Here is a 26,136-nt window from a genome sequence, read left to right as displayed (position 1 = left end):
TTCTCTTGATAGCCGGGAACTTCCCGGCGCACGAACCGAGTTCGAGGAGCCACCCGTGCCGCGCATGCTCGACGTCAGCCAGGACGTACGTGCCGAGATCGGCGACGAAGAAGCTGATCAGCTGCTCGCCGGCGACAACGCCTCCGGTAGTTACGACTGCACCTCCTGCCGAACCCCCGGAGACTCCGCGCAGGAACGCACCAGCACCGTGCTCTTCGTCGGCGACGAAACCGCTGTGCTCGCCTTCGCCCACGCCACCTGTATCCCCTCACAGGTGGTGAGGGTCTCCGAGACGCAGTTGCAGGGTGCTGTGCGGAGCATCACCGGCGAAGGTCCGGCGGCGGCAGCAGGACCGGCGCACGCATCCCCGGTCGCCGCCGGTGCGGAGCAGGCCGTGCTGGGCATCACCAGTGGCCTGGTGCTGATCGAGGGCGAACTCCATCCCGCGCTGGTCGTCGAACCGACCGCGCCCGTAGTCCGCCCGGGCTCCCCGGAGACCGGGGACGAGTTCCTCCAGCTCCTCAACGAACAGGGCTTTCGCCCCATCGGCGATCTGAACCAGGTGCCGGCCGCCCTGCCCGGCTGGTCCGTACTGCTCGCCATGGGTCAGCTGCACGCCATCCTGCAGCCGGGCACCGGCGGCGGCAGCCCGGTGTCCTGGTGGCAGGCCCACCAGCCGCTGCACGTCACCGATGACTGGCGCGCGGCCGCCAACAAGTCGCACACCGTGCTCGTCTATGCGGCGCCGGTGGGTTCGATCGGCCAGCAGGGGCGTGAGGATTTGCTGCGGGACGCCCTGGACCGAGCGGCGATGCGGGGCGCACTGGTCGCCGCCGCCCTGCCGCTGGCCGGTACCTGAGCAGCCCTTCCGGCAACCCCCGGCCGCAGCATGCCGGTACCGGGGGTTATCGGCATGTTCGGGCAGAAGAAACCATTACGCTCTGCACCGCATCCCGCGAGCGACCTGATCGTTTGCCCTGTGTGCACCCATACGAGCCGAGCCGCCAGCCGTACCATCAGATTCCCGCCATGCGCCCGTCGCAGGACATGTCGAGCAGCCGCTCGGCCACACCGATCTACGACGCGCTCTGCTCCGAATACCGCAGAGCCTTCCGGACTCTTCCCGGCGACCGAAGCAATGAGGAGAACACCGGCTTCACCGCCTTCGGCACCGGGCAGCACGGCAGCGGTCTCCACGGGACCGGTCTGCACGGCACCGGTCCGCACAGTGCGGGTCTGCACACCGGCGGCCCGCACAGCAGTGGTCACCGGCCCGCGGAGAACGCCGGGTTCTGGCAGCGGCAGTCCGCCGGGACCCACGTCCCGGCAGCGCTGCCGCCCGGCCCGCGCAGGGCCACCTGAACTACTTCTTACGCCCGCGCTTCTCGCGCACCCGCACCGAGATGTGGATCGGTGTGCCCTCGAAGCCGAACTCCTCGCGCAGCCGGCGCTCGATGAAGCGCCGGTAACCCGCCTCCAGGAAGCCCGAGGCGAACAGCACGAAACGCGGCGGCATCGTGCCGGCCTGCGTTCCGAAGAGGATCCGCGGCTGCTTGCCGCCGCGGACCGGGTGCGGGTGCGCGGCCACGATCTCCCCCAGGAAGGCATTCAGCCTGCCGGTCGGGATCCGGGTCTCCCAGCCCTCGATGGCGGTCTCGATCGCCGGGACCAGCCTCTCCATGTGCCGTCCGGTGCGCGCGGAGATGTTCACCCGCGGTGCCCAGGCGACCTGGCCCAGCTCGGTCTCGATCTCGCGCTCCAGGTAGTACCTGCGCTCCTCGTCGAGGTTGTCCCACTTGTTGAACGCGAGAACCATCGCCCGGCCCGCCTCGACGGCCATGGTGACGATGCGCTGGTCCTGCACGCTGATGGATTCGGTCGCGTCGATGAGCACGACGGCGACCTCGGCCTTCTCGACGGCGGCGGCGGTACGCAGCGACGCGTAGTAGTCCGCGCCCTCCTGGAGGTGCACGCGGCGGCGGATACCGGCCGTGTCGATGAACTTCCAGACGACGCCGCCGAGCTCGATCAGCTCGTCGACCGGGTCCCGGGTGGTCCCCGCCATCTCGTTGACGACCACCCGGTCCTCTTTCGCCACCTTGTTCAGCAGTGACGACTTGCCGACGTTCGGTCGGCCGATGAGCGCGATCCTGCGCGGGCCGCCGAGGGTGCTGCCGAAGGTCTGGGCCGGCGCTTCGGGGAGCGCTTCGAGCACGGCGTCCAGCATGTCGCCGGTGCCGCGGCCGTGCAGCGAGGAGACCGGGTGCGGTTCGCCGAGGCCCAGCGACCAGAGCGCGGTGGCATCCGCCTCGCCGCTCTGGCCGTCGACCTTGTTGGCGCAGAGCACGACGGGCTTGCCCGCCCGGCGCAGCAGCTTGACCACGGCCTCGTCGGTGTCGGTGGCGCCGACCGTCGAGTCGACGACGAAGACCACCGCGTCGGACGCCTCGATCGCATACTCGGCCTGGGCTGCGACGGAGGCGTCGAGGCCGAGCACGTCCTGTTCCCAGCCACCGGTGTCGACGACCTTGAACCGGCGTCCGGCCCACTCGGCCTCGTAGGTGACCCGGTCGCGGGTGACGCCCGGCTTGTCCTGCACCACGGCCTCACGGCGGCCGATGATGCGGTTCACCAGGGTCGACTTGCCGACATTCGGCCGGCCGACGACGGCGAGGACGGGCAGGGGGCCGTGCGAGGCTTCTTCGAGAGCGCCTTCGACGTCTTCGGCATCGAAGCCCTCTTCCGCGGCGAGCTCCATGAACTCCGCGTACTCGGCATCGCCGAGTGCTCCGTGGTCGTGCTGGTCGTTCATGAAGTCCGTTCCTCTTGTACGTCATCGATGGACCGCGGTTGCGCGGTCCACTACTCAAGTCTCACTCAGCGCCCGGTGAGGCGCCTGGCACTTTCCAGGTGGCCGGTCAGCCGCTGCTGGATCCGTACGGTGGCGTCGTCCAGCGCCTTGCGAGTACGCCGCCCATGTGGGTCCCCCGCGTCGAAGGCGTCCCCGAAGACGACGTCGATCCGGCTGCGCAACGGGGGCAGTGCGCCCCGCGCCGACCGCCCGCCACGGCGCTCCCGGCTGCCGAGTACGGCGACGGGCACGATGGGCGCACCGCCGCGCACCGCGAAGTACGCGAGCCCTGCCCGCAGGGAGGCGAAGTCGCCCTCGCCCCTGGTGCCCTCGGGGAAGATCCCGAGGACCCCGCCGTCGGCGAGCACGCCGAGCGCCTGCGTGATCGCTGCCCGGTCGGCGATCGCACGGTCCACCTTCACCTGCCCGATCCCGCGCAGAAATGGGTCGAGGGGACCGACGAACGCCTCCTTCTTGATCAGGAAATGCACCGGCCGGGGCGCTGTCCCCATCACCATGGGTCCGTCGATGTTGTGCGCGTGGTTCACCGCCAGGATGACCGGACCGCTCGCCGGGACCCGCCAGGCCCCGAGGACGCGGGGCCGCCAGAGCCCGTACATCAGCCCGATGCCGATGCCGCGCCCTACGGCGGCGCCACGTAGCGCGGGTGCCGTCACTTGGCGGCCTGCTTCTCCTCGACGAGGGTGACGACGCACTCGATGACCTGCTGCAGGGTCAGTTCCGTGGTGTCCACCTCGACCGCGTCGTCCGCCTTGGCGAGCGGCGAGGTCTTGCGGCTGGAGTCGGCCGTGTCCCTCTTGATCAGCGCGTCCTTGGTGGCGGCCAGGTCAGCGGCTTCCTTGCCCTTGAGCTCGCCGCTGCGGCGGGCCGCCCGGGCCTCCGGAGAGGCGGTCAGGAAGACCTTCAGGTCGGCGTCGGGCAGGACCGTGGTCCCTATGTCCCGTCCCTCGACCACGATGCCGTCGGCCGCCGCGGCGGCGATGGAACGCTGCAGCTCGGTGATCCGGGCCCGCACCTCGGGAACCGCGCTGACCGCGCTGACCTTGGCGGTGACCTCCTGGGTGCGGATCGGCCCCGAGGCGTCGACCCCGTCGACCGTGATGGCCGGGGACAGCGGGTCGGTACCCGAGACGATCGACGGCTTGGCCGAGGCCACCGCGACGGCTGCCGCGTCCTGGACGTCGATGCCGTTACTGATCATCCACCAGGTGATCGCCCGGTACTGGGCGCCGGTGTCCAGGTAACTCAGCCCGAGCGCGGCGGCCACTGCCTTCGAGGTGCTGGACTTGCCCGTGCCGGAGGGGCCGTCGATGGCGACGATCACTGCTGCCGGGGCGATCCGGGCGGCGGTTTCCACGGTGACGGACACCTTCCTGCTTCACGGGGAGTCTGGCTGGGACGCCGATGCGCCCAGCCCAAGGTTACTGGCTGGACCGGCCACCCCGTTACGCCGTCCGGCGCAGCCCCCACTACTGCCGCAGCGACCAGCCCCGCTCCCTCAGCGACGCCGAGAGCACGGAGGCCGCGCTCGGCTCCACCATCAGCTGGACCAGGCCTGCCTGCTGGCCCGTCGCGTGCTCGATCCGCACGTCCTCGATGTTGACTCCGGCTCGTCCGGCATCCGCGAAGATCCGGGCCAGCTCGCCTGGCCGGTCGCTGATCAGAACGGCCACCACCTCGTACGAAGCGGGCGCCGCACCATGCTTGCCCGGCACCCGCACCCGGCCTGCGTTGCCCCGCTTCAGTACGTCCTCGATGCCGCCGGCACCGCTGCGCCGCTTCTGCTCGTCCGACGACTGCAGCGCCCGCAGCGCCCGGACCGTCTCGTCCAGGTCATCGGCGATACCGGCCAGCACGTCAGCGACCGGTCCCGGGTTCGCCGAGAGGATCTCGATCCACATCCGTGGGTCCGACGCGGCGATCCTGGTGACGTCCCGGATGCCCTGGCCGCACAGTCGCACGGCGGTTTCGTCCGCCTCCTCGAGGCGGGCGGCGACCATGGAGGAGATCAGCTGCGGAGTGTGCGAGACCAGCGCCACGGCCCGGTCGTGCGCGTCGGCGTCCATCACCACCGGTACCGCCCGGCAGAGCGCCACCAGCTCCAGCGCCAGATTGAGTACCTCGGTGTCGGTGTCCGGGGTCGGGGTCAGCACCCAGGGCCGGCCCTCGAAGAGGTCCGCGGTCGCGGCCAGCGGGCCGGAGCGCTCCTTCCCGGCCATCGGGTGGGTGCCGATGTAGGGCGCCAGGTCGCAGCCCATGGCTTCCAGTTCCCGGCGCGGTCCGCCCTTGACGCTGGCGACGTCCAGGTAGGCCCGGGCCACGCCCCGGCGCATCGCGTCGGCCAGTGTCCTGGCGACGTGGGCGGGCGGCACGGCGACGACGGCCAGGTCCACCCGCCCTTCGAGCGGCTCGTCGGTGCCCGCGCCGAGCGCGGCCGCGGTGCGTGCCTGGGCCGCGTCGTGGTCGACGAGGTGCACGGTGATCCCGCGCCCGGCCAGTGCCAGCGCCGCGGAGGTGCCGACCAGGCCGGTCCCGATGACGAGGGCGGTCCTCACTGGGCGATGTCCTTGCGCAGCGCCCCGGCCGCACCGAGGTAGACATGCGCGATCTCGGCCTTGGGCCGGTCGCTCTCGATGTGGGCCAGTATCCGCACGACGCGCGGCATGGCGCCGACGATGTCGAGTTCCTGCGCGCAGATCAGCGGGACGTCGACCATGCCGAGCTTGCGGGCCGCGGCCGCCGGGAAGGCGCTGTGCAGGTCGGGGGTGGCGGTGAACCAGACGCTGATCAGGTCGTCCAGGGTGAGTTCGTTGCGTTCCAGTACAGCCGTGAGCAGGGCGCCGACCTGCTCCTCCAGGTGTCCGGCCTCGTCCCGCTCCAGTTGGACCGCGCCCCGGACCGCTCGTACCGCCACGTCGTGCTCCTCGTTCTGTGCTGCGCTGCTCGGTTCAGAGTAGTCAGCCGACCCGGTCTGCGGCGGCCGCGACCGCCCTCCGAGACGGACGGGCGTCTCGCGTAGCCTCTCGCGCATGCGACTCACTCCGGAAGCGCTGGTGCGCGACCACACCGTCTACGCCTGTGTGATGGGTTCGCGCGCCTTCGGTCTCGCCACCGACTCCAGTGACACCGACCGTCGTGGCGTCTTCCTCGCGCCGACCCCGTCGTTCTGGCGTTTCGACAAGCCGCCGACCCATGTGGAGGGGCCGGCCGACGAGCAGTTCTCCTGGGAGCTGGAGCGCTTCTGCGAGCTGGCGCTGCGGGCCAACCCGAACATCCTGGAGTGCCTGCACTCCCCGCTCGTCGAGCACATCGACGCCACCGGCCGAGAGCTGCTGGCGCTGCGCGACGCGTTCCTCTCCCGGGCCGTTCACCGCACCTTCACCCGTTGCGCGCTGGGCCAGCGCAAGAAGCTGACGGCCGATGTACGGCAGTACGGCGCCCCGCGCTGGAAGCACGCCATGCACCTGCTGCGGCTGATGGCCGGCTGCCGGGACCTGCTGCGGACCGGTTCGCTGGTGATCGACGTCGGCGATGACCGGGATCGGCTGCTCGCGGTGAAACGCGGCGAGGTGCCGTGGCCGGAGATCGAGCGGCTGATGGGCCGCCTCGCCGACGAGTGTGACGAGGCGGCCGCCCGTACCGCGCTGCCGCCGGAGCCGGACCGTGCGCGGGTCGGCGACTTCCTGTTCCGGACCCGGCGGAGGTCAGCGCTCCAGCCGGGTCCGTACGACGAAGTCGTGGAGCGCATGGGGGCCTGAGCCGAGCCATCGACGTCGAAAGGGCTCAAGCGTCCCAGAGCGCGCCGAGCGCCAGCAGTTCGTCCCGGTACTCGATGCGTTCGGCCCATTCCTCCGGCCAGCCGCCGGGTCCCAGGTGTGCGCCGGCGAACGCGCCCGCCAGGCAGGCGATCGAGTCGGAGTCGCCCCGGGTGCAGGCCGCCCGACGCAGCGCCGTGACCGGTTCGTCCGGGAAGAGCAGGAAGCACAGCAGCGCGGTGGCCAGGGCCTCTTCGGCGATCCAGCCGTCGCCCGTCGCCAGGCACGGGTCCGTCTCGGGGGACGGGGTGCGCAGGGCACCGACGAGCCGGTCGAGGACGGCCAGACAGTCGTCCCAGCCGCGCGCCATGAAGGCGTCGGGGGTCGCGTCCTGGGAGTGCGTCCACAGATCGCCCAGCCAGCGCTCGTGGTAACGGGTGCGATTCTCGAGTGCGTACGAGCGCAGTCGCCCCACCAGCCCCGTCGGCTCGGCGCCCCGGGCCAGCAGGAACACCGCCCGGGCCGTCAGATCGCTCGCGGCCAGGGCTGTCGGGTGGCCGTGGGTGAGGGCGGACTGCAGCTGCGCCGCTCCGGCGCGCTGTTCCTCGCTGAGGCCGGGTAGCAGACCGATCGGCGCGACCCGCATGTTGGCACCGCAGCCCTTGGAGCCGACCCGGCTCGCCTGCTGCCAGGGCCGGTCGCTGTCCAGCAGGTCGCAGGCGGTCAGACAGGTGTTGCCGGGGGCCCGGTTGTTCTCCGGCGAGTGGTACCAGGCCACGAACTCCGCGCGTACCGGCGGCACCATGGCGGCCGGTGCCAGCGGCCCGGCTTCCGTCGCGGTCCGCAGTCCCTTGCCCAGCGCGAGGGTCATCTGGGTGTCGTCCGTGACGAAAGCGGGCCTGGGCAGCTCCATCTCCCGCCAGGGGCCACACGTGGCCAGGATCGAGGGGACGTCGTTGAACTCGGTCGGGAATCCGAGCGCGTCGCCGAGGGCGAGTCCGATCAGCGCACCTGTCGCGGCGCGTTCCGTCGTGGTGACGGGCTTGGTCATGGGGCTCATTCGGTTCGTCCTTCCGGGCGCAGCAGCGGTGGGTACAAGGCGGTGGCAGGGCCCGCCCGGTAGAGGGCGGCCGGTTTGCCCCGGCCGCCGGTCAGGCGTGCGGCACCCGCCACGGGCTCCACGAAGCCCGGTGTGGCGAGGACTTTGCGCCGGAAGTTGGCACGGTCGAGTGCGGCGCCCCAGACCGTCTCGTAGACCTGCCGCAGCTCGCCGAGGGTGAATTCGGGCGGGCAGAAGGAGGTGGCGAGACAGGTGTACTCGATCTTGGCGCCGATCCGGTGGTGCGCGTCGGTGAGGATCTGTGCGTGGTCGAAGGCGAGTTCACGCCCGGTGTCCACCGGCATCCACTGGGCGTGCGCCGCGTCACCGCCGCCCTGCGGCTCCGGCAGGTCCGGTACGAGCGCGGTGTAGGCGACCGAGACGACCCGCATTCTGGGGTCGCGGTCCGGTCGGCTGTAGGTCCGCAACTGCTCCAGGTGTCGGTGGGCCAGGGTCGCGTCGGACAGCCCGGTCTCCTCGACCAGTTCGCGCCCGGCGGCTTCCTCGGCGGACTCCGTCGGCAGGACGAATCCGCCGGGGAGCGCCCAGGCGCCCCGGTAGGGCTCCTGGCCGCGCCGGATCAGCAGCACGTGCAGTGCGGCGTCCCTGACGGTGAAGACGGCGAGGTCGACGGTGACGGCGAACGGCTCGAAGGCGTGCGGGTCATAGCCGTGCATGTCGCCGCCCTTCATCCGGTGGCCTCGCGGTGGCGTTCCGGGAGCGGGTCGGCGAGGTTCCAGCCGTCGGTCAGCAGAGCGTCCACGGCGGCGACCGCGGCATCGAGCCGCTGCCGGTGCGAGCCGCCCAGCATGCGGAACGGCCGCCCGGTGCGGGTGAGTTCCTCGCGGAACCTGCCGGTCATCCAGGGCCGCAGATGCGCGCCGTCGCGCAGCCCGTCGTCCTCGAAGGCGACACCCGCGTGGTCGGTGAGCAGCCACAGGTGCTGTCTGCCCCGTGCGGCGAGGGCGGCGACCTGTTCGCTGGGCGCGCCCAGGTAGCGCTCGTGCCAGATGGTGGTGGCGAAGGCGTCGGTGTCGCAGAACAGCACGGGTGATCCGGTGCGGGCCGCGGCGTTCTCCCGCTCGGCCTGCCGCTGGGCGATCAGCGGGAAGTCCTCCGTTCGGAAGGTGACCTGCTGCCAGTCCGCGTCCGGGCGTACGGCCCGGAGGTCCGCCAGTTTCCGCTCGCTGAACTCCCGCCCGTACTCCGCCACATACCGGGTCTGGGCCCACACCCCACCCCGGCGCCGGTAGGTCTCGGCCAGGGCGCGGGCCAGGGTGGTCGTCCCGGTCGACTCCGCGCCCAGCACCACCACCCGGCGGACGAGTCCGGCCCGCACCGGCGGCTCCAGGAAGTCCCAGCAGTCCGCCGGGGCCCTGCGCACCGCGGTCCCGGACACCGGGAAGACCGTACGGTCCGGGTCCACCGGCACGTGCTCCGCGCCGAACCGGCGGGCCAGCTCGTCCCCGTACCGCTCGGAGGTGAACACGGCGTCCACCCGCTCGGGCACCGCGCCGCGGAAGACCGCCAGGTGCGCGTCCCAGATCAGGGGGTCGCCGGTGTCCATGGGGATGTCGTCGACGGCGCCCACCACCCGTACCTCCGGATGCACTTCACGCATCCAGGCCATCCGGTCCGCGAGGGAGAGTGACTCGACGGCGGCGGCACAGACCAGGACGGTCAGCTTCTCGCAGCGGTCCTGTGCGGTCCGGACGAGATGGTGGTGCCCGGCGTGCGGCGGATAGAACTTGCCGAGGACCAGGCCGTGTCCGTGCTTCTTCATGCCGGCACCCCGGTCAACTGGCGCGCCTCGTCGCCCCGCCAGTTGCGCAGACCCACGACGCAGAGCACGAGGAACCCGACGTAGAGCAGCGAGGTCAGATAGAGGTCCTTGTACGCGTACAGCGGGATGTACACCACGTCCGCGGCGATCCAGAGCCACCAGGACTCGATGAGCTTCTTGCACTGCCCGTAGGTGGCCATCAGCGACAGCGCGGTCGTCAGGGCGTCCCAGAAGGGGACGGTCGAGTCGGTCGCACCTGCCAGCAGGGCCCACAGACCGAGAGTCCCCACCGCCCCCGCCGCGAGCAGCCGGCCCCACTCGGTGCGGTCGGTACGCCGCACCGGCAGCTCGGAGCCTGGTCCACCCCCGTGGGTCCAGGTCCACCAGCCGTACGCGGCGAGGGCGATGAAGACGAACTGGAGGCCTGCGTCGGCGTACAGGCCTGCCTGCAGGAACAGCAGGATGAAGAAGACGTTGTTGGCGATGCCGATCGGCCAGTTGGCGATGTGCTGCCGGGCGACGAGCCAGACACAGAGCGCGCCACTGCCGAAGCCGAGCACCTCGGTCCAGCTCACCGGAGTGTTCAGGATGGTCACCAGTGGCTGCTGCAACGGGTCGAGTACGTCTGCGAGACTCACGCCCGCCTCCTTTATGGTCACTGTGACTATAAAGGAGGACGAGGGCCACCACAAGCAAAAAAACGCCCGGCCCCCGCGAAAGCGGGGGCCGGGCCGGGCGCGGGTGTGGGCCTACAGGCCGACTTCCTTCATCAGCATGCCGACCTCGGTGTTGGTCAGGCGGCGCAGCCAGCCCGACTTCTGGTCGCCCAGCGGGATCGGGCCGAAGCTGACCCGCACCAGCTTCTCGACCGGGAAACCGGCCTCCGCGAGCATCCGGCGGACGATGTGCTTGCGACCCTCGTGCAGGGTCACCTCGACCAGGTAGTTCTTCCCGGTGTTCTCGACGACCCGGAAGTGGTCGGCGCGGGCGTATCCGTCCTCCAGCTCGATGCCGTCCTTGAGCCGCTTGCCGAGATCGCGCGGCAGCGGGCCCTGGATCGCGGCGAGGTAGGTCTTCTTGACGCCGTACCGGGGGTGGGTCAGCCGATGGGCCAGCTCGCCGTGGTTGGTGAGCAGGATGATGCCCTCGGTCTCCGTGTCGAGACGGCCCACGTGGAACAGCCGGGTCTCCCGGTTGGTGACGTAGTCACCGAGGTTCTGACGCCCGTCCGGGTCCTCCATCGAGGAGACGACACCGGCCGGCTTGTTCAGCGCGAAGAAGAGATACGACTGGGTGGCGACGGTCAGGCCGTCCACCTTGATCTCGTCCTTCGGCAGGACCCGCCGGCCCTGCTCCATGACGATCTCACCGTTGATCTCGACCCTGGCCTGGTCGATCAGTTCCTCGCAGGCGCGCCGCGATCCCATACCGGCCCTGGCCAGCACCTTCTGCAGGCGTTCGCCCTCCTCCTCGGCGCCGGGGAAGGTCTTCGGGGTCTTCACCTGCGGCTTGTTGTGCCGCTCCCGGTTGCGCTCCTCGATCTTGGCGTCGAGCTCGCGCGGCCTGGAGGTCTCCCGCTGCCCGTGCGGGCCGCGGCGCGGGGCGCCCCCGCTCTTCGGGGTCTTCGGGCCGCCCTTGGCGCCGCCGCGCGCCGAAGCGCCGCGGCTGCCGCCGCCGGACTTGCGGCCCTGCTCCTCGGACGAACCGGTGCCGACGTCGTAACGGCGCTCCTCGGGGCGAGGCCGGCGCGGACGCTCCTCCTGCTTGTCGCCGCGCGCGCCGCCGGACCTGGGGCGGGGGGACGGGGACTTCCCGCCCGCACCCCGGTTGTCCCGGTTGCCGCTTCCGCTGTTCCTGCCGTTGCTTCGCATCAAAGTTCCGTCTTGTCGTCTGCGTCGGTGTCCGGACCGTCCGGTGCATCCGGATCGAACGACGGCACCCCTTCCTGTGTCTCGGCCTCGATCGCTTCCGCCTCGGGAAGGAAGGGCGCGAGCTCCGGGAGCTCGTCCAGGCCTCGCAGGCCCATCCGCTCCAGAAAGTAGTTCGTCGTCCTGTACAGGATCGCACCTGTTTCGGGTTCCGCGCCCGCCTCATCGACCAGACCGCGCTGCAGCAGGGTCCGCATGACCCCGTCACAGTTCACCCCGCGGACCGCGGAGACCCGGGAGCGGCTCACCGGCTGGCGGTACGCGACCACCGCAAGCGTCTCCAGAGCGGCCTGGGTGAGCCGTGCCTGCTGTCCGTCCAGAACGAATCCCTCGACCGCTTCGGCGTACTCGGGGCGGGTGTAGAACCGCCAGCCGCCCGCCACCAGACGCAGGTCGAAGCCGCGCCCCTGGACGGTGTACTCGTCGGACAGCGCGCGCAGCGCGTCGGCGATCTCCCGCCGGGGCCGGTCGAGCACCTTGGCCAGGTGTTCTTCGGTGGCAGGCTCGTCGACGACCATCAGGACCGCCTCCAGCGCGGGCTTGAGATCACTCACGCCTTCTCCTCCAGCAGGTGATCGAACTGATCGAATTCGTCGGTAACGGCCGGCTTCGCTCCGTCTCCCCCGGTCCACCGCACCAGCAGTTCGCCGAGCGCCTCCGGCTGGTCCAGGGAGATGGCCTTCTCCCGGTACAGCTCCAGCAGGGCGAGGAAGCGCGCCACCACCGTGAGGGTGTCGGTCGCGTCCTCGGTGAGCGTGCGGAAACTCACGTCACCACCTTCCCGCAGCCGTGCCATCACGATCTCGGCCTGCTCCTGCACGGAGACCAGCGGTGCATGGATGTGATCCACATAGATCTGCGGCCGTGCCCGGGGCTGCATCGCCTTGACGGCGAGTTTCGCGAAGCCTTCGGCTCCGATGCGGATCACGACCTCGGGCAGCAGCGCCGCATGATGCGGCTCCAGGCCGACGGTCCGCGGGTAACGCCTGCCCTCGGCCTCCAGCCGCTCACTGAAGATCTCCGCGATCCGCTTGTAGGCGCGGTACTGGAGCAGCCGGGCGAAGAGCAGGTCGCGTGCCTCCAGCAGGGCGAGGTCCTCCTCGTCCTCGATCTCGGCGGCGGGCAGCAACCGTGCTGCCTTCAGGTCGAGAAGCGTTGCGGCCACCACCAGGAACTCGGTGGTCTGGTCGAGGTCCCAGTCGGCGCCCATGGCACGGATGTGCACCATGAACTCGTCGGTGACCTTGGACAGCGCGATCTCGGTGACGTCCAGCTTGTGTTTGGAGATCAGCTGCAGCAGCAGATCGAAAGGGCCCTCGAAATTGGCCAGTCGGACCTTGAACCGGCCATCTGCGGTGTCTTCCACCGGGACCGGAGCCGGTGCGGCGTCCGGCGCGGGCTGAGGTACTGCCGGTACGGGTTCCGGCGCGGGCTGAGGTACTGCCGGTACGGGTTCCGGTACGGGTGCCGGCACGGGTTGAGGTACCGGTGCGGGTTCCGGGGCCGGTGGTTCGGGGGCCGGTGGTTCCGGCGTCGGGTGCGCCACCGGTGCCCCCGATGCCACGGGCGCTGCTCCCGGGCCACGCCCGAGGGCGCGGCGGCGGGGCTGAGCGGAGTCGTCGGTGGGCATCGGGGTCCAGAGTACGGAGATACGGGCGCGGCAGGGACACCGGCGCGCAGCCGCTCAGCGCCCGCGCAGCCGCCGCACCAGAATGCTGGCGTCGCCGCGTGACTCCAGGTCCGCCAGCACCACGGCGACCGCCTCCCGGACGATACGCCCGCGGTCCACGGCGAGGCCGTGTTCCCCGCGCAGCACCAGCCGGGCGTGCTCGAGGTCCATCAGCTCCTCGGCCGAGACGTACACGGTGATCTTCTCGTCGTGGCGTTCCCGGCCGGTAGGGCGCCGGTTGGCCCCCCGGCCGCCACCACGGCGGCGCTGCTGCTGGCCGGTCGGCGGGGCGGGCGCCGGGGCCGTGCGACCGTCCGGCGCCCGGCGGCCGCCGGTGGCGGCTTCCGCCTCGCTGTTCCTGGTGCGGGACTCCGGTGCCTCCGCCCCCGCGGTGGAGTGCTCGGCGGCCTGCGGCTCGGCGCGTTCGGCGGCGGAGGCCACCGAATCGCTCTCCCCCGCGGGCGCGGGCACCCGGGGCTGCTCGCCGTTGACCGGACGCCTCGGGGACGACGACTGGAGTGCCATCCCTCCGGTGGTACGGAACAGTTCGTCGGCGCCCGGCAGACTCACTCGGCGTGACACCGGGCGAGCACCTCCCTGGCGAGCTGACGATAAGCGGCCGCGCCGACCGAGTTGGAGGCGTAGGTCGTGATGGGCTCGCCGGCGACTGTCGTCTCCGGGAAGCGCACGGTCCGCCCGATGACCGTGTGGTACACGTGGTCGTCAAAGGCTTCGACCACGCGCGCGAGCACCTCACGGCTGTGCACCGTGCGGGAGTCGTACATCGTGGCGAGGATGCCGTCCAGCTCGAGCTCGGGGTTGAGCCGCTCCTGGACCTTCTCGATCGTCTCGGTCAGCAGCGCCACCCCGCGGAGCGCGAAGAACTCGCACTCCAGCGGCACGATCACCTTGTGCGCCGCGGTCAGCGCGTTGACGGTCAGCAGACCGAGCGACGGCTGGCAGTCGATCACGATGTAGTCGTAGTCCTGCATCAGCGGCTTGAGTGCCCGCTGCAGGGTGGACTCCCGGGCCACTTCGCTGACCAACTGCACTTCCGCGGCCGACAGGTCGATGTTGCTCGGCAGCAGATCCATGTTGGGGACCGCGGTCTTCAGCAGCACCTCGTCCGCCGCCATACCCCGCTCCATGAGCAGGTTGTAGACGGTGAGGTCGAGCTCCATCGGATTCACGCCGAGACCCACGGACAGCGCGCCCTGCGGGTCGAAGTCGACCAGCAGGACCCGTCGTCCGTACTCGGCGAGCGCGGCACCCAGGTTGATGGTCGACGTGGTCTTGCCGACGCCGCCCTTCTGGTTGCACATCGCGATGATCTTGGCCGGCCCGTGGTCGGTCAGCGGTCCTGGGATCGGGAAGTACGGCAGCGGCCGTCCGGTCGGGCCGATCCGCTCGCGGCGCTGGCGGGCAGCGTCCGGGGCGAGCGTGGCCGCGTACTCCGGGTCAGGCTCGTACTCGGCGTCCGGGTCGTAGAAGTGACCCTCGGGTACCTCGTTGTAGACGGCGAGATGGGTGGTCGTATCGCCACTCCGGTCGCCGGCCCTGGCGTTCACGTGTTGGCCGTCCATACTCTGGTGGGCTGTCGTCATGTGCTCTTGGGTTGCGAAGGCGCGGACAGCGACGGAGCCGACAGCCTCGCGCCCCGCAGGGCCATGGCTCCGAGCAGGCGCTCCTGGGTGACCACCCCCGGGAGTAAATGTCGACTCATTCACAAGTCGTCTTACCTCCTTGGACGTGACCAGGAAACTTTATCGATAGGTCAGCGTGGCATCATGCCGACGATGGGCGACTCTATGGCGTGTCACCGCTCCGCAGCAACACAATCCGCCGGACCCGACCCCATGTGTCGGCAACCGAACATCCCTCTGTCAAGGGCGCACAGGGGGCACAGGGCACGTTTCGCGGGTGTACGAATCGGCTGAAGGGTTATGTTCGCGGCGAGTTGAGCGAGCGGAACAAAGAGGACGTAAGCGACTCCGGCCGGACCTCTGGGAGCAAGGTCCGGCCGGTTGCGCGAGATTGACGGCGCGTGTTGACGCGTCAGCCGAGCAGCGTGCTCAGTTCGGTGTGCGGAAGGTCGTGCGCCTCGGCCACCGAGCCGTAAACGACCTGCCCGTCATGGGTGTTGAGGCCCAGCGCGAGCGCGGAATCCCGGCGCAGCGCGTCCGCCCAGCCGCGGTTGGCCAGCTCCACGATGTACGGCAGGGTGGCGTTGGTCAGTGCGTAGGTGGACGTACTCGGCACCGCACCCGGCATATTCGCCACGCAGTAGAACACCGAGTTGTGGATCTGGAAGGTCGGCTCGGCGTGCGTGGTCGGGTGGGAGTCCTCGAAGCAGCCACCCTGATCAATCGCAATGTCGACAAGTACACTTCCGGGCTTCATCTTGGCGACCAGGTCGTTGCTGACGAGCTTCGGCGCCTTGGCTCCGGGAATGAGAACGGCGCCGATGACGAGGTCCGCGTCGACGACCGCCTTCTCCAGTTCGTAGGCATTGGAGACAATGGTCTGCACCTTCGTGCCGAAGACCTTGTCCGCCTCGCGGAGCTTGTTGATGTCCTTGTCGAGCAGGGTGACGTGGAAACCCATGCCGACGGCGATCTGAGTGGCGTTCCAGCCGGAGACACCGCCACCGATGACCACCGCCCGGCCCGGCGCCGTGCCGGGCACACCGCCGGGCAGCACGCCGCGGCCGCCCACCGAACGCATCAGGTGGTAGGCGCCGACCTGCGGAGCGAGCCGGCCGGCCACCTCGGACATCGGGGCGAGCAGCGGCAGCTGGCGGTTGGCGGTCTCGACCGTCTCGTACGCGATGGCGGTGGTGCCGGAGGCGAGCAGCGCGTCCGTGCACTCCCGTGACGCGGCGAGGTGCAGGTAGGTGAAGAGCGTCTGGTCCTTGCGGAGCCGGTGGTACTCCTCCGCGATCGGCTCCTTGACCTTGAGCAGCAGGTCGGCGGTGGCCCAGACCTCGTCGGCGGTGGGGAGGATCCGGGCGCCCGCGGCCACGTACTCCTCGTCCGGGATCGCCGACCCGACGCCGGCGTTCTGCTCGATGACGACCTGGTGACCGTGGCGCACCAGCTCGTGCACACCGGAGGGGGTGATCGCCACCCGGAACTCGTTGTTCTTGACTTCGCGGGGGATGCCGACCTTCACGTAGATCACGGTCCTTGGCTCTGGAGGATAACTCGGGCAATGCCAGACATACCCGGGCGTGCTCAGCACAGCTGGAGGCACCACGGATACACGCGACGAACCCAGTCTAATGAAGGACTTCTCGCTGTCTAGCCTTTCAAAGCATCAATCTTCTGCAGATACACCACGGATTTCGTAGGCAGATTTCGAATCGAGCAGCAGTCTCTCGGCCGAACCCCTGTGCAGCCGAGCCGCCGCAGCGTCCCCGCGCCGGTCCAGGGCTTCGGCCAGCCGCAGCTGCAGCACTGCCTGAAGCCGCACGTCATCGGCCCGGCGGGCGCACTCCACCGCCTCCGTGCGGGTCCGCAGCGACTCGTCCGGCTGTCCCGCGTGCTCCTGCACCCCGGCGAGCTCGCTGAGCGCCCGGGCCTGGCCGGCGAGGTCTCCGAGCCGGCGGTGTCCCGCCACGGCCGCCCGCCAGCTGCGCAGCGCATCGCCGTACTGGCCGGCCCGTGCCTGGACGCTCCCGAGCCGACCGTGCAGCCGCGACTCGTCCGCGTGTTCGCCCCGCGACTGCCGCTGGGCCAGGGCCCTGGCGTACCAGTCGGCGGCCCGCTGAAGGTCCCCCAGTTCCTGGTGAGCGCCGCCGACGGATTCCGTCGCCCGGCCCGTCGCGTACGGGTCACGGGCGGACCGCCCGGCGTCCAGCGCGGCCTTGTACCGGGTCAGCGCCTGCTGGATACGTCCGGCGCCGGCATCCAGATCGCCCAGATCGAGCAGCGCGGCGGCCCGTTCCCGGTGCAGTCCGCGCCGCTCGGCGATCTCGAGGAGCAGCTGGTGCAGTGCGTACCGCTCGGGCGCCGCAGCGTCCGTGCCCCGGTGGGCCGCGAGCGCCTTCACCAGCGCGGCCACCAGCCGCCTGGCCAGGGTGTCGAGCTCTCCGTCGGCGGCAGCCCGCCGGGCCGACGCGAGGAGTGCGGGCAGCATCTGCCGCAGCCATGCGGCGGCGGCCGGGGCTCCGGGGAACCGCAGCGAGCGCGGCAGCCCGGCGAGCTTTCTGCGGACGGCCGATCCGTCCGGTTCGGTGATCGCCCAGCAGGACTGCAGCAGCCGGACTGTCCGCTCCAGCATCCGGGCGCGGGCCAGCTCCACCTCGGCGGGACGGTCCTGGCTCGCCACCAGGGCGTCGAGCAGGGGCATCAGGCAGCCCGGCACCTCGAACTGCGGGCCGTGGGCCCGCAGCAGTCCCAGTGCGGCGAACTCCTCCAGGGCGGCCTGCGCCGCCGGGACCGAACAGCCGGCCAGGGCGGAAGCGATGTGGGCATCGGCGAGTCCGGCGGGCGCCAGGGACAGCAGGCGCAGAATTCGCGCGGCGGGCCGCGGCAGCGAACCGTGGACGAACCGGAAGGCGCGGGCCAGCGGCCTGGAGACGGTCCCGGGCTCGTCCACGCCGTCGGGCAGGGTCCACAGCTGCTTGGTGACATCGGCGACCGACGCCTTGGGCCGGGCGGCGAGCCAGCCCCCCACCAGGACGAGGGCCGCGGGCTGGCCTCCGCACTCCTCGGCCAGTGTCTCGGCGGTCCGCGGGTCCACGGTGATCCGCACCGTGCCGGCGAAGCGCCTGAGCAACTCGACCGCTGAGCCGGTGTCGAGACCGCCGAGCGTGCAGGGGCGGACATCGGGGAGGCCGGTCAGCGGGCCGGTGGAGGTGGCCAGCACCAGCGAAGCGGACGCGTCGGGCAGCAACGGCTCGACCTGTTCGGCATCCGTCGCGTCGTCCAGGAGCAGCAGCGCCCGGCGTTCAGCCAGGGCGGCGCGCACCAGCTCGGTGAGCTCCTCCTCGGCTGCTCCGGGAGGTGTCGGTACGCCGAGCCCGTGCAGCAGCTCGCGGGCCGTCTCCGCGGTACTGACGGCCTCGCCGCCGGGTGTGCTGAGCCGCGCCCGCAGCACGCCGTCCGGGTAGTCGGCTGCGAGCCTTCCGGCCAGTTCCCCGGCCAGGGCGCTGCGACCGGAACCGGGCCGTCCGGCGATCAGCAGGACCCGGGGCCTGGCACCCTTGCGGCCGGCCATGGTGTCCAGGCCCGCGCGCTCGATGTCTGCGCGCAGCGCCTTCAACTCCCGCCGCCGGCCCAGAAACTGCCCCGTTGCCGGCGCGGCCTTCGAGGTCGCGGCCCGGCCGGCCGTCTCCACCGCCTGATCCGTCACGGGCCTCGCTCCGTCCGCCAGCGCACCAGTCCGCCGGGGGCCCGGACCGGACAGTGCCGAGCGTAGTTCAGGTACGGAGAGGGGCCCGGCGGACCGGAGCGGCCGAATCCGCCACTCGGATCAGCCGATCATCCGACTGGCGGATCGGCGGATCACCGGATCCGCCGGTCCTGGGGCCGCCCTGCTTCGGGCGGCCGAGCCTCCCCTGGGCCACCCCTAGGCCTCGAAGGGGCGGGCAGGCCAGGGCGCGTCCGCCGGGCGGAGCGCGTCGAGGCCCTCGCCGTTCAGCGCTGCGGTCAGTGCCAGGACTCCGACAGCCAGGCACGTGTTGTGCAACTCGCCGGCCAGCACACCTCGTACGAGTTCCTTCGGGTCGACCCGCGCGAGTTCCATGTCGGCCTCCTCGTGGGCGACCTCGAAACGCTCGCCCTCGATGTCGGATACGCCCCGCGCCAGGAAGATCCGTACGGCCTCGTCGCAGCCGCCCGGCGTGGTGTAGACGTCCGTCAGCACCCGCCAGTCCTCGGCCTTGACGTGCGCCTCCTCGTACAGCTCGCGCTGCGCGGCGTGCAGCGGGTTCTCGCCGGGGACGTCGAGCAGGCCCGCCGGGATCTCCCAGAGCTTGTGGCGCACGGGATGCCGGTACTGGCGCAGTACCAGGACACGGCCCGCCTCGTCGAGTGCCAGGACAGCGACCGAGCCGGGGTGCACCTGGTAGTCGCGGTGGACGACCGCGCCGTCCGGCATGACCACGTCGTCGGTGCGGACGCTGGTCTTGTTGCCGGTGAAGGGGGTGGTGGTCGCGACCACCTGCCATTCCTCGGCGGTGTCCTTGATGGCGTCCCTGGTGGCGTCCTTGCTGGCCATGAAAGCGTCCTCTCCACAAAAGAAAACCGGGGCAGGAGTCCTGTGGGGCTCCCACCCCGGTCAACCGTATCGCTGTACCGCCGGCGGCTACTCGCCGGTCTTGCGCTGCACCGCGGCCTTCACCAGTCCCGCGAAGAGCGGGTGCGGCCGGGTGGGCCGGGAGCGCAGCTCCGGATGGGCCTGGGTGGCCACCAGGTAGGGGTGCACCTCGCGGGGGTACTCGACGTACTCGACGAGCTTGTTGTCGGGAGAGGTACCGGAGAAGACCAGACCGGCCTTCTTCTCCAACTCCGCGCGGTAGGTGTTGTTGACCTCGTAGCGGTGGCGGTGGCGCTCCTCGACGTAGGGCTCGTCCGCGTACGCCTCCCGGACCACCGAGCCTTCGGCGAGCTTCGCCGGGTAGAGGCCGAGGCGCATGGTGCCGCCGAGGTCACCGGCGCCCTCGACGTACGCCAGCTGCTCCTCCATGGTGGAGATCACCGGGTGCGCGGTGGCCGCGTCGAACTCGGTGGAGTTGGCGTCCGGGATGCCGGCGACGTTCCGCGCGGCCTCGATGACGATGCACTGCAGACCGAGGCAGAGACCGAGCAGCGGGATGCGGTTCTCCCTGGCGTACTGGATCGCGCCGACCTTCCCGGTCACGCCGCGCTCGCCGAAACCGCCGGGGATGCAGATGGCGTCGACGTCGCCGAGCTGCTGCCGGGCGGCGGCCGGCGTCTTGCAGTCGTCGGACGTCACCCACTTGACCTTGACACGCGCCTTGTTGGCGAAGCCGCCCGCGCGGATCGCCTCGGTGACCGAGAGATACGCGTCGGGCAGATCGATGTACTTGCCGACCAGGGCGACGGTGACCTCGTGGTCGGGGTTGTGCACCCGGTCGAGCAGATCGTCCCAGGTGGTCCAGTCGACGTCGCGGAACGGCAGGTCGAGCTTGCGCACGACATAGGCGTCCAGGCCCTCGGTGTGCAGCACCTTGGGAATGTCGTAGATCGACTTGGCGTCCACACAGGCCACCACGGCGTCCTCGTCGACATCGCACATCAGCGAGATCTTGCGCTTGATGGCGGTCGGAACGTCACGGTCGGCGCGCAGCACGATGGCGTCCGGCTGGATACCGATGTTGCGCAGCGCTGCCACCGAGTGCTGGGTGGGCTTGGTCTTCAGCTCGCCGGAGGGGCCGATGTAGGGCAGCAGCGAGATGTGCACCACGAAGACGTTGTCCCGGCCGACCTCGTGGCGGACCTGCCGGACGGTCTCCAGGAAGGGCAGCGATTCGATGTCGCCGACCGTGCCGCCGACCTCGGTGATGACGACGTCGACGTCGTCGGTGGCCATCCGGCGGATGCGGTGCTTGATCTCGTTGGTGATGTGCGGGATGACCTGCACGGTGTCGCCGAGGTACTCGCCGCGCCGCTCCTTGGCGATGACCGTGGAGTACACCTGACCTGTAGTGACGTTGGCGGAGCCGTCCAGGTCGACGTCGAGGAACCGCTCGTAGTGTCCGATGTCCAGATCGGTCTCGGCACCGTCGTTGGTGACGAAGACCTCACCGTGCTGGAAGGGGTTCATCGTGCCGGGATCGACGTTCAGGTACGGGTCGAGCTTCTGCATGGTGACCCGCAGACCGCGGGCCTTGAGGAGCGCACCGAGGCTGGAGGCGGTCAGACCCTTGCCGAGGGAGGAGGCGACACCCCCAGTGACGAAAATGTGCTTGGTCGTCGTGGCTGTGCTGTTTCGGAAAGCAGCGGTCTGCATGGCCAAGAGGGGGCTCCCGTGGTCGCGATCTGAGGTGCGTGCCGGCACGAGGCTCCGGAGAACTCCGGGGGTGCCGCCGCTGCGGTTCGGGGGCATGAGAGCCACCGGGCCACGGGCCACCAGGGTATCAGCGGCAGCGTGAGGCTGCGTCCGGGCACGCGAGCCACCGCCTTCACCGGGAGGTCACATCTCACTCACCCGACGCTCACTCGTTCGGCCCAGCCAGGTTGCCGGACCGGTCATGCAGATCACTAGGGTGCGTCGTATCCTGCTCGGACACTCGCTGCCGAGACGGCCGGAAACCGGCACCACCCCGCCCGTTCCCGGAACAAGCGCTCGTCAACGATCCCTTGACTGCAACGCAAGCGCCCCAAGGGGCGACGTGGCCGTTCGACTGGAGATTGCACGTGGCCGGGCGCATCGAGGATTACGCACTCATCGGAGACATGCAGACCGCCGCGCTGGTCTGCCGGGACGGCACGGCCGATTGGCTGTGCCTGCCCCGCTTCGACTCACACGCCGTCTTTGCCGGGCTGCTGGGAACCGAGGAGAACGGCTTCTGGCGCCTGGGACCGGCACATGCCTCTTCGGCATGCCCTCCTGACGCCGACCGGCGCCGCTACCGCGGGGACTCACTGATCCTCGAATCGGAGTGGGACACGCCGCGCGGCACCGTCCGTGTGACGGATTTCATGCCACCCCGCGACGGCGCTCCGCAACTGATCCGGATCGTCGAGGGCGTCACCGGGCGGGTCCCGATGCGCTCCGCACTCCGGGAGCGTTTCAGCTACGGCCGGGTGACCCCGTGGGTCCACAAGGTCGACGGCCGTACGGTCGCGGTCGCCGGCCCCGACTCGGTCTGGCTCGACACCGCTGTGGACACCTTCGGCGAGGACCTCACCACCTACTCCGACTTCACCGTCGGCCCCGGGGAGCGCGTCGCCTTCACCATCAGCTGGGAGGCGTCGCACAAGGAACCGCCCGCGATTCCGGAGCCGGAGAACGCGCTTGCGGCGACCGAGGACTTCTGGCGTGAGTGGGTCGAGCAGTGCACTTACCACGGCCCCTACCGGGAAGCCGTGGTCCGTTCGCTGATCACCCTCAAGGCACTCACCTACGCACCGACGGGCGGAATCGTCGCCGCGCCGACCACCTCGCTGCCCGAGGACATCGGCGGCAGCCGCAACTGGGACTACCGCTACACCTGGTTGCGCGACGCCGCGATCACGCTCTCCTCGCTGCTGCGCACCGGCTACCGCGAGGAAGCCCGTGCCTGGCGCGAGTGGCTGCTGCGGGCGGTCGCCGGTGACCCGGAGAACCTGCAGATCATGTACGGGATCGCCGGCGAGCGGGAACTGGGCGAAGCGGAACTCGACTGGCTGCCCGGCTATGAGAACTCCACCCCGGTCCGGGTCGGCAACGGGGCGGCGGGCCAACTGCAACTCGACGTGTACGGCGAAGTGACCGAGGCGTTGCACCTCGCCCACATGTCGGGCCTGGCCCGCAGCGACTACGCCTCGCTCCTGCAGCTCAAGCTGATCCACTACCTCGAGGGGCACTGGAACCAGCCCGACGAGGGGATCTGGGAGGTGCGCGGGCCCCGCCGCCACTTCGTGCATTCCAAGGTGATGGCCTGGGTCGCCGTCGACCGGACCATCAAGCTGATCGAGTCCGGCGACGCCGAAGGCCCGCTCGAGCGCTGGCGCGCCCTGCGCGAGGAGATCCACCGCGACGTCTGTGAGAAGGGCTACGACAAGGACCGCAACACCTTCACCCAGTCCTACGGGTCGACGGAGCTGGACGCGTCCTTGCTGCTCATCCCCCAGATGGGTTTTCTGCCGCCGGACGACAAGCGGGTCATCGGCACCGTCGAGGCCATCCAGCGCGAGCTGTCCACGAGCGACGGATTCGTGCTGCGCTATCCGACAGCCGGCACCGTGGCCGGGGTCGACGGCCTGGAGGGCGACGAGGGCGCCTTCCTGGCCTGCTCCTTCTGGCTCGCCGACGATCTGGCGATGATCGGCCGGGTCGATGAGGCACGCAGGCTCTTCGAGAAGCTGCTGTCGCTCCGCAACGACCTGGGCCTGCTCGCCGAGGAATGGGACCCCAGGCTTCAGCGGCAGGTGGGGAACTTCCCGCAGGCGTTCAGCCATGTGCCGCTGATCGACACGGCTCTGCGGCTGACCGCATCCGGGGCGTACGGCGGCTGACCTGCGGCCGGACGCTTCCGGGCAGCCTCCGCGGCCCTGTAGCGTCCGGACCGTGGAGAACCAGGGCGGGATCACGGTGCGGCGGGCGCTCGAGCTACCGGGGCTGCGCGCCGGTCTGCCCGAGGTACTGGCGGGCGCCGACCGGCTGAACCGTACGGTGCGCTGGGTGCACGCCGGTGAGGCGCCGAACATCGCCGCACTGCTCAAGGGCGGTGAACTGCTGCTCACCACGGGCCTGGCGCTCGGCACCCGCCCCGCCGAACAACGGGCGTTCGTGCGCCGGCTCGCCGAGCGCGGAATCGCGGCGCTCGTGGTGGAGCTGGGGCCGCGCTTCAGTCGGCTGCCCGCCACGCTGGTGGAGACCGCGCAGTCGGCCGGACTGCCGCTGGTCCAGCTGCACCGGGAGGTGCCCTTCGTGTCGGTGACGGAGGAGGTGCACACCGAAATCGTCAACGGTCACTACGCCCTTCTGCAGCAGGCAGAAGAGGTGCACCGCCGGTGCACCCGGGCACTGCTCGACGGCGGCGGGGTGCCCCAGGTGCTCTCCGTGCTGGCGGATTTCGCCCGCAATCCGGTCTTCCTCGAGACGCCCGACGGACAGCTGCTCTACGCCGCGGGGGAGGGCGAGCCGCTCCAGGTGTGGGAAGGGCTGCGCGGGCACCGGCCGGCCGGTGCCGTGCTGGTCGAGGTGCCGGGCGGCGGTTCGGGGCCGGGCTCCGTCCGGGCCATGCTGGCGCTGCTGCCGGTGTCGGCGCCGCCGGAGCCGGTGCACCGGATGGCGGCCGAGCAGGCGGCGGACATCCTCGCCGTCGTGCTGATGCAGGCCCGCCAGGAGGAGGAGCTCGCAGCCCGCGGCCGGGGCGATTTCCTCACCGATCTCGCGGAGGGCCGGATCACCGCGCAGGATGCGCCGGCACAGGCCCGGGTACTGGGCTTCAAGCCCGGTGAGGGGCCGCTGTTGCCGGTGGTGATGCGGCTGGCCGCCGAGCTGTCGCCGTCGGGCAACTGGGCGGTGCTGGCCCGCGCCGTCCTCGAGGAGCTCGGCGCGGTGGGCGTGCCCGTCCTGCTCGGTGTCCGTCCGGTGGAGGGCCGGGTGCCGCTTCTCCTCGGCCTCCGTACCGCATCCGAACGTGCCGCGGTGGCCGACCGGGTCGCGGTGGCGCTGCGGGCCGGTGTGGAGCGGGCCGGCCTCGAACGGGCCGGACTCGAGCGGGCCGGCGGCCATCCGCCGGTTGTGGTGGTCGGCGAGGCGGGCGGCTGGGCCGCCGCCTCGGCGGGGCTGCGGCACGCCGCGGAGACCGCGACGGCCGCACAGGGGCTCCCCGACCGGCCCTGGTACGACGCGCGCCGCCTCGACATCGATCTGCTGCTGTGGCGGCTGCGGGACCAGCCCGATCTGGCGGCGTTCGTGGACCGGGCGATCGGTCCGCTGCGCGAGCACGACCGCACCTCGCGGCCCGCGCTGCTGCCGACCCTGGAGAGCTATCTGGCGCACGCCGGCCGCAAGGCGGAGACGGCGCGCGAGCTGCACCTCAACCGGCAGACGCTGTACAACCGACTGGCCCGGATCGCCGAGTTGCTGGGCACCGATCTGGAGGATCCGCAGACCGTGCTGGCGCTGAGCCTGGCCCTGCGGGCCCGTCGGCATACCTCCTGACGCGTCAGCGCGATACGGCCGACTGCATCAACTCGTCGTACACGCTCAGTATCTGAGCGACGGTCTCGTCCTCGGTCGGCCAACTCGACGCCTGGATACGGCCGGCGGCGGCGAGCGACCGGCGGCGTTCAGGGTCGGCGAGCAGTGCGGTCACCCGGGCGGCCAGTGCCGTCGGGTCGCCGTACGGGACGAGTTCGGCCGCGCCGCCGACCAGTTCCGGTGTCCCGCCGACGGCGGTGGCGACCAGCGGTACGCCGAGGCGCAGAGCTTCCTGCGCCAGCAGGGAGCGCGCCTCCCAGCGGCTGGGCAGGAGGGCGAGATCCGCCGCGGCGAGCAGTTCGGTGACCTGGTCGCTGCTGCCGATCAGCCGGACGGCGAGCGACTCGGCCTCGACCCGGTGCTGCAACGCCGCTCGCTCCCGGCCCTCGCCGGCGATGACCAGCAGCGGCGCCGGGTCGAGTCGCTGCCAGAGCCGGGCCGCGTCGAGCAGCGTCCGGTAACCGCGGTGCGGCTCCAGGCTGCCCACGGCCATCAGCAAGGGCCGCCCGACGGCGCCGAGTTCCGCGCGCACCTTGCTCCCGTCCCGGCCGCCCACCGCTCGGGGTGCGGGGACAGCGACCGGCGCGAGACGCGCGTCGCGCGCCCCCCGGTCACGGGCCCGGTCCACCAGATCGGATGAGGCACCCAGCACAACGGTGGCCGCCCGGACCGCCCTTCGCTCCAGCAGCCGCATCAGATGACGTCGCGCGCCCTCGGTGTGCGAGCGGGTGTGCCAGGTGACGACCAACGGCAGCCGCTGCCCGCTCAGCGCGAGCGCGGTGCGGACGGCGGCGTTCAACCCGTGCGCGTGGACGACGTCGGCCCCGGCGCAGGCGGAGCGCAGGGCGGCGACGCTTGCCGGGTCGCTGCTCCGGGGCACCGGCAGGAAGTGCGCACCGGCGCCGCCGAAGCCGTAGGAGTGCTCCAACTCGACGGGAGCACACACGGTGACATGGACGCCCCGCTCGACGAGTCCCCCGGCGATCGACCGGACGTGTGCGCTGCTGCCCGCGCTGCCCCCGCCGAGTACCTGGACGGCACGCAGCGGCGATCGGCCGTACGGCGGGACCTGGGTGCTGCTCACTGACCGGAGCTCCTGAGTCGGCGTCGGGCGGGATGTCGCGCCCCAGGATGCCAGCCCGCACGC

At 71.0% G+C, this 26,136-nt stretch carries 24 protein-coding genes; 5 read left to right on the top strand and 19 right to left on the bottom strand.

The features are described from left to right. The first annotated feature begins 55 nt into the window (after positions 1-55). Positions 56-859, top strand: coding sequence for a hypothetical protein (locus tag AB0M87_RS28525; RefSeq protein WP_365857919.1), 804 nt, complete (start codon positions 56-58; stop codon positions 857-859). Positions 860-1,029: 170 nt separating this feature from the next. Beyond that, positions 1,030-1,362, top strand: a complete 333-nt coding sequence (locus tag AB0M87_RS28520) for a hypothetical protein (RefSeq protein ID WP_365857917.1) — start codon at positions 1,030-1,032, stop codon at positions 1,360-1,362. A 1-nt stretch (position 1,363) separates the two neighbouring features. Here AB0M87_RS28520 and der read toward each other — a convergent pair whose 3' ends face one another. The 5 genes from der to aroH all read right to left on the bottom strand — a co-directional run bounded on the left by der (position 1,364) and on the right by aroH (position 5,786). Next, the gene (gene der, locus AB0M87_RS28515) at positions 1,364-2,812 is read right to left on the bottom strand and encodes a ribosome biogenesis GTPase Der (protein ID WP_365857915.1); all 1,449 of its coding nucleotides are present in this window, start codon (positions 2,810-2,812) and stop codon (positions 1,364-1,366) included. Between the two features lie 65 nt (positions 2,813-2,877). Next, complete coding sequence (locus AB0M87_RS28510) at positions 2,878-3,567, bottom strand: lysophospholipid acyltransferase family protein (protein ID WP_365857913.1); 690 nt, start codon at positions 3,565-3,567, stop codon at positions 2,878-2,880. After that, positions 3,525-4,241, bottom strand: a complete 717-nt coding sequence (gene cmk / locus AB0M87_RS28505) for a (d)CMP kinase (protein ID WP_365857911.1) — start codon at positions 4,239-4,241, stop codon at positions 3,525-3,527. The genes AB0M87_RS28510 and cmk overlap by 43 nt, the downstream gene beginning before the upstream one ends. Before the next feature lie 100 nt (positions 4,242-4,341). After that, positions 4,342-5,427: a prephenate dehydrogenase gene (locus AB0M87_RS28500; RefSeq protein ID WP_365857909.1), complete on the bottom strand. Its 1,086-nt coding sequence runs from the start codon at positions 5,425-5,427 to the stop codon at positions 4,342-4,344. Continuing rightward, the gene (aroH, locus tag AB0M87_RS28495; protein WP_365857907.1) at positions 5,424-5,786 is read right to left on the bottom strand and encodes a chorismate mutase; all 363 of its coding nucleotides are present in this window, start codon (positions 5,784-5,786) and stop codon (positions 5,424-5,426) included. Before aroH ends, AB0M87_RS28500 begins: the two co-directional genes overlap by 4 nt. Positions 5,787-5,901: 115 nt before the next feature. On the opposite strand from aroH, the gene AB0M87_RS28490 reads away from it, so the two are divergent. Continuing rightward, positions 5,902-6,630 carry a nucleotidyltransferase domain-containing protein gene (locus tag AB0M87_RS28490; RefSeq protein ID WP_365857905.1) on the top strand — a complete coding sequence of 243 codons (729 nt, stop codon included), beginning with the start codon at positions 5,902-5,904 and terminating at the stop codon, positions 6,628-6,630. A 25-nt stretch (positions 6,631-6,655) separates the two neighbouring features. On the opposite strand, the gene AB0M87_RS28485 is transcribed toward AB0M87_RS28490, so the two are convergent. The 13 genes from AB0M87_RS28485 to AB0M87_RS28425 all read right to left on the bottom strand — a co-directional run bounded on the left by AB0M87_RS28485 (position 6,656) and on the right by AB0M87_RS28425 (position 21,083). Then, entirely contained in the window at positions 6,656-7,687 is a 1,032-nt protein-coding gene (locus tag AB0M87_RS28485; protein WP_365857903.1) for an ADP-ribosylglycohydrolase family protein, read from the bottom strand. Then, complete coding sequence (locus AB0M87_RS28480; protein WP_365857901.1) at positions 7,684-8,418, bottom strand: NUDIX domain-containing protein; 735 nt, start codon at positions 8,416-8,418, stop codon at positions 7,684-7,686. The genes AB0M87_RS28485 and AB0M87_RS28480 overlap by 4 nt, the downstream gene beginning before the upstream one ends. Next, positions 8,415-9,509 carry an AAA family ATPase gene (locus tag AB0M87_RS28475; protein WP_365857899.1) on the bottom strand — a complete coding sequence of 365 codons (1,095 nt, stop codon included), beginning with the start codon at positions 9,507-9,509 and terminating at the stop codon, positions 8,415-8,417. Before AB0M87_RS28475 ends, AB0M87_RS28480 begins: the two co-directional genes overlap by 4 nt. After that, complete coding sequence (pnuC, locus tag AB0M87_RS28470) at positions 9,506-10,147, bottom strand: nicotinamide riboside transporter PnuC (protein WP_365857897.1); 642 nt, start codon at positions 10,145-10,147, stop codon at positions 9,506-9,508. Before pnuC ends, AB0M87_RS28475 begins: the two co-directional genes overlap by 4 nt. Positions 10,148-10,258: 111 nt before the next feature. Continuing rightward, on the bottom strand, positions 10,259-11,380 hold the full coding sequence (locus AB0M87_RS28465) for a pseudouridine synthase (RefSeq protein WP_365857895.1): 1,122 nt from the start codon (positions 11,378-11,380) through the stop codon (positions 10,259-10,261). Beyond that, positions 11,380-11,955: an SMC-Scp complex subunit ScpB gene (scpB, locus tag AB0M87_RS28460; protein WP_365858089.1), complete on the bottom strand. Its 576-nt coding sequence runs from the start codon at positions 11,953-11,955 to the stop codon at positions 11,380-11,382. Before scpB ends, AB0M87_RS28465 begins: the two co-directional genes overlap by 1 nt. A gap of 32 nt (positions 11,956-11,987) precedes the next feature. After that, on the bottom strand, positions 11,988-13,067 hold the full coding sequence (locus AB0M87_RS28455) for a segregation/condensation protein A (RefSeq protein ID WP_365857893.1): 1,080 nt from the start codon (positions 13,065-13,067) through the stop codon (positions 11,988-11,990). 54 nt (positions 13,068-13,121) lie between these two features. Then, positions 13,122-13,676: a hypothetical protein gene (locus AB0M87_RS28450; protein WP_365858087.1), complete on the bottom strand. Its 555-nt coding sequence runs from the start codon at positions 13,674-13,676 to the stop codon at positions 13,122-13,124. Then, on the bottom strand, positions 13,673-14,833 hold the full coding sequence (locus AB0M87_RS28445) for a ParA family protein (RefSeq protein ID WP_365857891.1): 1,161 nt from the start codon (positions 14,831-14,833) through the stop codon (positions 13,673-13,675). Before AB0M87_RS28445 ends, AB0M87_RS28450 begins: the two co-directional genes overlap by 4 nt. 328 nt (positions 14,834-15,161) lie before the next feature. After that, on the bottom strand, positions 15,162-16,277 hold the full coding sequence (gene ald / locus AB0M87_RS28440; protein ID WP_365858085.1) for an alanine dehydrogenase: 1,116 nt from the start codon (positions 16,275-16,277) through the stop codon (positions 15,162-15,164). A 144-nt stretch (positions 16,278-16,421) separates the two neighbouring features. Then, complete coding sequence (locus AB0M87_RS28435; protein WP_365857889.1) at positions 16,422-18,461, bottom strand: tetratricopeptide repeat protein; 2,040 nt, start codon at positions 18,459-18,461, stop codon at positions 16,422-16,424. Between the two features lie 216 nt (positions 18,462-18,677). Further along, positions 18,678-19,328 (bottom strand): NUDIX hydrolase, encoded by a 651-nt coding sequence (locus AB0M87_RS28430; protein ID WP_365857886.1) that lies wholly within the window; start codon positions 19,326-19,328, stop codon positions 18,678-18,680. Positions 19,329-19,415: 87 nt separating this feature from the next. Further along, a complete protein-coding gene (locus AB0M87_RS28425) occupies positions 19,416-21,083 on the bottom strand; it encodes a CTP synthase (RefSeq protein ID WP_365857884.1) in 1,668 nt (555 codons plus the stop codon). 407 nt (positions 21,084-21,490) lie between these two features. Between AB0M87_RS28425 and AB0M87_RS28420 the strand changes: the two genes are divergently transcribed. After that, complete coding sequence (locus AB0M87_RS28420; RefSeq protein ID WP_365857882.1) at positions 21,491-23,293, top strand: glycoside hydrolase family 15 protein; 1,803 nt, start codon at positions 21,491-21,493, stop codon at positions 23,291-23,293. Between the two features lie 52 nt (positions 23,294-23,345). Beyond that, positions 23,346-24,950 (top strand): PucR family transcriptional regulator, encoded by a 1,605-nt coding sequence (locus tag AB0M87_RS28415; protein WP_365857880.1) that lies wholly within the window; start codon positions 23,346-23,348, stop codon positions 24,948-24,950. A 4-nt stretch (positions 24,951-24,954) separates the two neighbouring features. Here AB0M87_RS28415 and AB0M87_RS28410 read toward each other — a convergent pair whose 3' ends face one another. After that, positions 24,955-26,073 carry a glycosyltransferase family 4 protein gene (locus tag AB0M87_RS28410; protein ID WP_365857878.1) on the bottom strand — a complete coding sequence of 373 codons (1,119 nt, stop codon included), beginning with the start codon at positions 26,071-26,073 and terminating at the stop codon, positions 24,955-24,957. Positions 26,074-26,136 lie beyond the last annotated feature (63 nt).

Origin of the sequence: Streptomyces sp. NPDC051320 (assembly GCF_040682175.1) — a bacterium.
Taxonomy (GTDB): Bacteria; Actinomycetota; Actinomycetes; order Streptomycetales; family Streptomycetaceae; genus Streptomyces.
This window is presented reverse-complemented; position numbering and strand designations above follow the sequence as displayed.